Consider the following 5176-nt stretch of genomic DNA (forward strand, 5'->3'; position numbering starts at 1 on the left):
GGGCACCCCTCCGAGGAGGGGATTTTTTACTCATTATTGAGTAGCTTATCCGCGTTCCAAGACAAGCCGATCGAGTTCTGCTTGCATCTGCTGCTCGATAAGATCGTAACAAGCATCTACATAGTCGCGATCGTTGGCGGCACTGCGTCCAGATCGATCGAATTCGATCGGTTTGCAGATCCGAATATGGATCTGAGTCGGCAGCGGTAAATTGGGCAAAGGGCCAAAAGCAACTCCCCACGGCAACCCCAGATAAATCGGAAAGACATTTGGATCGATGCCAAATAACCACGGCATCCCGCGATCGTGAAGTTGCGCTAAGAGGGGATAAATATCGCTGATGACGATCAAACCATCGTGAGCACCAATAGAGACTACTGGTACGATCGGCGCATGTTCCCGCAAGGCTACTTTGATAAAGCCCTTGCGTCCGGCTAACTGAATCTGATGTCTTTGGCTGTGGGGACGAAAGACATCTTCAGCACCACCTGGATACACCAACACCACAGCCTCTTTTTGCAGTGCCGCCATCGCCATCTTGGGATGAGCGACGATCGCTCCCGCCCGTGCTGCTAGTGTCGCCGTAGCCCCAAAATATTTCCAAACAGATGGGTGGGCGAGGCCATAAGCCGGACGTTCGGTACCATAGCGCGCGAACCAGTCATACATCAACATGAACATATCTGGAGCCGCCAACCCCCCATTGTGCGAACCGACTACTAACAGCCGCCCCTGACTGGGCACATGTTCCCACCCATCGGTAGTTACCTGAAAATAATGCTGATACAGCCACTGCCAGACAGGCATAAATACCTCGCGGATCGCTTGCGGATCGCGATCGGTCAACGACCAACCATCATATTTGTGAAGACCTGGATGCGGGGCATTAAGTAGCTGCTGAAAAAAGTTTAACAATTGTCAAAAATTGGAGATAAACATAGTTAGATACGACGGTTGCTAAGATTGTGACCGTTGGCATCGCCGCTGGCAAATGAGCATCGCCCGATCTCGATCGTATCAAACAACGGCTAGAATCGGTCATAGTTCTCGATCTAGATCGGCGATCGCCACAACCCTTAGCACCCACCAATGGGCATAATCGATACCAATCCTCAAATATCGATCGAATACTTGCATAATCCGCTTAAACTTGCTATATTAGTCAAGTTGCCCAGTTTAATCCAGCAATGCGCCGGGATAGCTCAGTTGGTAGAGCAGAGGACTGAAAATCCTCGTGTCCGGGGTTCAAATCCCCGTCCTGGCATTACGTACAAAAAACTCCACATACATCATGTGGGGTTTTCAAGTTTTTAGGGGATACATTACGATCTTCGATTGCAGCGCACCCCACATCTGCGTTAATTATCTCTAATACTAGAACTCATGGCTAGCTTGCTAGCCGCAGCTTGCATCGCGATAATTTCGCTAGGTAGCCAATCGTAAGTAGATTGACAGTGATGTGCTACCAGCAAGCCCCATAAGCCTTTGGTGGTGAGCACAGGGACGACTAAATTGGCTTTGACTTGGAGATCGCGCAAGAAATCGCGGTGACACGCTTCAATCGGCTCTGATTCAATGTCGGGAATTGCGCGGACGCGTCCATCCTCGTAGAGTTTGGCATATTCGCCATTAAAGCATTGGTCGGGGCCACTGGAACCCAGGATCGAAAATTTCTCGTCGCTTAGGGACTCAAAGGTAACTCGTCCCGACCATTTATAGTAAAAATAGTACAGTACCAATCGATCGGCATGAAGTTCCGCGCGCAATTCGTCGGTAGTTGTTTGAATGAGGGTGTCTCTGGACAAGTCGCGAGATAAACGATCAAAAATGGTTTGTAATGATGAATCGGACATAAACTATGTGCTGTATTGTCGATCGGTTGGCGATCTGAAAGGGTAATAACCAACAGTAAAATTGAAAATCGCGAAGATTGGAGTTGGTATGAAGATCGCTCCAGCTTAATAAATAGAATCGAGAATCCGATGTGCCATCTCTAGTTTAGCGCAGGTCTGGATCTCGATCCGGTCGTAGTGCTGTGGCTGCGCCAAATCGCGACTTTTTTTAATGATTACGGCTTGATTGCGATCGCTCCCAAAGCCTCTATCCGGTAGATCTACAGGGTTGGCGACGATCGCGTCTAGTTGCTTGCGCTCCAATTTCTCGATCGCGGGTGGGATGATATCACCCGTCTGAGCGGCAAAGCCAATAATTTTTTGGTGGGTTTTGCGGATCTTGCTTAATGCGGCGATGATATCGGGAACTGGTGATAGTTCTAAGGCAGTTGGTAATTGCTGTTTGGGTAATTTTTGGCTGCTGTAATGCGCTGGTTTGACATCGGCAACGGCCGCAGACATGATCGTCACATCGGCAGTGGGGAAATGTGCCAGCATTCGATCGTGCATTTCTGCGCTATTCACAATAGAGATCGAGTTAATGCGACGATCGATCGGCAGATCCGGCAAAGAACCATGCACTAAAGTGACTATTCCGCCACGATGAACGGCGGCTTGGGCTAGAGCCAATCCCATTTTGCCAGTAGCCGGATTGCCGATAAACCGGACGGGATCGAAAAATTCGCGAGTACCGCCCGCACTAATCAAAATTCTTTTGTCTGATAAATCGAGTCTTCCCTGGGTATGGAGGAGTGAATGAATGTAGGGTAAAATCTCTTCTGGCTCAGCCATTCTGCCCATCCCGACTCGATCGCAAGCGAGTAAACCCGAACCAGGGCCAGCAGCGTGATAGCGTGGATCTTGATGCAATAGCTGCCAATTTCGCTGCACGGCGGCTTGCTCCCACATCTCGGTATTCATGGCGGGCGCGAGCAACACTGGACAAGTAGAAGCCAATACTGTGCTAGTTAATAAATTGTCAGCCAATCCATGAGCTAATTTGCCCAAAGTATTCGCCGTCAGCGGGGCGATAACTAATAAATCTGCCCATTCACCCAGTTCGATATGCAGCGGACGCTGGTGAATGGGTTGCCAAAATTCACGATCTGTATAGGCGGGATGACGCGATAGTGTCGCGACAGTTAGAGGTGTGATAAATTGCTCCGCACCAGCGGTGAGGATAACTTTGACCTCGATTTCAGCCTTGAATAAGCTGGAAATTATTTCGCATACTTTATACGTGGCAATTCCGCCCCCAATTCCGATTAGAACTCGCACATAGATTTCCTAGCTAAAATTCAGCCATTAGACATAGGGCAGGCACGAGGCACTGCCCCTACAGATGGCGTTTTCATTCGCAGATCTTTTTAGAGTTGCTAGATCAAGCTTCGTCGTAAGCTTCTAAATCGAGGAGATGAATGTAGGGTTCGACTAAATCTGGACGCTGAAACGCAATCGCGCGCAAGAAGTGCCAATCTTGCAAGCCGTCAAATGGGTTGCGATAATCATCGCTTTCCAAGCGCAGTGCTAATTGTTCTACTTCTTCTGTGGTCAGATTGGGGATATTGTTCCGTTGAGACGTCAGAATCGCAGTCATAGGTCAAACCTCCTTACAAAATCGGTAGAGTTTCGCAGCTAGTTAATCTTAACCTTCTTCTTTATTATTACCCGTTAATAGTGTCTGGATTAACAAATTTATTTATAATTTCGATCGATTCGCTCATACTTCAGCCAAATTACTTAGTAACAAAAGCTCTAATTACATCCAAAACTTCCGGCACGATCGAATGCCCCATCTCAAATTCTTGGTATCGAACTTCTATTCCCCACTCAGTTAATTTGTCGCGACTCGATCGAGCTGCCACAATCGGGACGACATCATCTTTGGTACCAGGCACGATCTCGACTGGTGGAGCAACAGACTCCGGTTTTGGTCGATCTTGATGCAAATAACCACTCATCACAATCAGACCCGCTACTGGTAAATCTAGCCCGATTTCCAGTGTCATTGCTCCACCTTGAGAGAAGCCCGCAATCCAAGTTCGATCGAGTGGTATGCCCGTAGAATCCGGTAGCGACTGTACCCACTCCCTCAAGACTTCGCGACTAGTCGCTAATTGCGCGCGGCTCAGATCGGTTAACTCTCCCGCGCCTGTGAAGGAATACCACATTTTCCCCTCGTCGCTATATTCATGGTCGAAGATCCCATTGGGAAACAGGAATTGATATTCAGGCAAATTGAAATAAGGGACTAAATCGCCCAAGTCATCGTGATTGGCACCCCAACCATGCAACAACACGATCGATCCGACGGGTGTATCGGTACGAGCGGGGACGAAAATAATATCGAGTTTCGGATCGGCATCGCTGGGATTCATGGGCGCAATAGATAGTTTGGGTAAAATTTAGTGACAGCGCAAAAATACTCGATCGGGGAACTTTTGGCTTTGATTTATACTCTATTTAGTATTATAGTGAAGCGTCTAGCAAAACTAAACATCCAATTTTTTTAGAGAATGTTTGGAAATACGGAGAGTATAAAATGTTTAAGCAAGTCTCCGTAGCATAAGTCGAATCATGGCAATGTGGATGAAAGCCGCTGAAGAAGCAGGTAAACGTTCGTAATCAACATTGAGACGACGACACCAATGCAAACAGCCATCAGTTCGTTCAACTGTCCAGCGTTTAGGTAAAAGAACAAAACCTTTACTCCCATTAGGTCGTAAGACCACATCAACAATCCAGTGACAAATATCTATCACCCAGTGGAGGTGTTAGGTTGGGTCGATGGGAGCTATTAAACTCCGCACCTCCCAGTTAGATCGCCGCGTGCGACTTTTACCGCACTGCGCTCCCGATATTCTAGACTTTCGCCTTGCTCATGTGGATGTAATCATGGCAGCTCTCATGAATTGCCGCTAGATTATCTCTCTTCCAATTGTCATGATTCCCATCGATATGATGTAGGTGTACCCTTTCATCCGATAGTAGCTGATGACCACAAGAAGCACATGAATGGTTTTGCCGTTTTAAGGCTTTAGAGGTATGTCCGTTATAGAGCTTGCTATTGCGTTCACTCCAGTAGGGTAAATCGCCGTCAAAAGGGGATTTATTACCCTTGACATTGACATATTTCTTTTCAGAGGATGAAACTGTTGGAAAGGCTTTGCGAATCAACTTTGTAGTTAATTCGGCGTTGCTGAATTGATGTATGATATAGCGATCGAGAGCAAGATCGACGGAAAATAATGAGCAGCAAATTAAAGCCAATCGAATGTCCAGAA

7 protein-coding genes, 1 tRNA gene and 1 pseudogene are annotated in these 5176 nt (G+C 47.4%); 1 reads left to right on the plus strand and 8 read right to left on the minus strand.

Annotated elements, in window-relative coordinates; translation table 11 throughout:
- Nucleotides 1-45: 45 nt before the first annotated feature.
- Nucleotides 46-915, minus strand: a complete 870-nt coding sequence (locus RMO27_RS00995) for a lysophospholipid acyltransferase family protein (RefSeq protein ID WP_309728212.1) — start codon at nt 913-915, stop codon at nt 46-48.
- A complete protein-coding gene (locus RMO27_RS01000; protein WP_309728214.1) occupies nt 887-1042 on the minus strand; it encodes a hypothetical protein in 156 nt (51 codons plus the stop codon). The genes RMO27_RS00995 and RMO27_RS01000 overlap by 29 nt, the downstream gene beginning before the upstream one ends.
- A gap of 149 nt (nt 1043-1191) precedes the next feature.
- Between RMO27_RS01000 and RMO27_RS01005 the strand changes: the two genes are divergently transcribed.
- Nucleotides 1192-1264: transfer RNA gene (locus RMO27_RS01005), tRNA-Phe, on the plus strand.
- 94 nt (nt 1265-1358) lie between these two features.
- Here RMO27_RS01005 and RMO27_RS01010 read toward each other — a convergent pair.
- From RMO27_RS01010 to RMO27_RS01035, 6 genes and pseudogenes are all read right to left on the minus strand, one after another.
- Nucleotides 1359-1853 (minus strand): GAF domain-containing protein, encoded by a 495-nt coding sequence (locus tag RMO27_RS01010; protein ID WP_309728216.1) that lies wholly within the window; start codon nt 1851-1853, stop codon nt 1359-1361.
- Between the two features lie 105 nt (nt 1854-1958).
- A complete protein-coding gene (gene coaBC / locus RMO27_RS01015) occupies nt 1959-3170 on the minus strand; it encodes a bifunctional phosphopantothenoylcysteine decarboxylase/phosphopantothenate--cysteine ligase CoaBC (protein WP_396133591.1) in 1212 nt (403 codons plus the stop codon).
- Between the two features lie 103 nt (nt 3171-3273).
- A complete protein-coding gene (locus RMO27_RS01020) occupies nt 3274-3489 on the minus strand; it encodes a DUF2555 domain-containing protein (RefSeq protein WP_309728218.1) in 216 nt (71 codons plus the stop codon).
- A gap of 139 nt (nt 3490-3628) precedes the next feature.
- Nucleotides 3629-4270, minus strand: coding sequence for an alpha/beta hydrolase (locus RMO27_RS01025; RefSeq protein WP_309728220.1), 642 nt, complete (start codon nt 4268-4270; stop codon nt 3629-3631).
- 168 nt (nt 4271-4438) lie between these two features.
- Nucleotides 4439-4630: pseudogene (locus tag RMO27_RS01030) on the minus strand (transposase); the annotation flags it as partial.
- 124 nt (nt 4631-4754) lie between these two features.
- Nucleotides 4755-5176, minus strand: a 422-nt coding sequence (locus RMO27_RS01035) for an HNH endonuclease (RefSeq protein ID WP_309728223.1), incomplete at its 5' end; no start/stop codon positions are given.

This window comes from Chamaesiphon sp. OTE_75_metabat_556 (genome assembly GCF_031378165.1).
Lineage (GTDB): Bacteria > Cyanobacteriota > Cyanobacteriia > Cyanobacteriales > Chamaesiphonaceae > Chamaesiphon.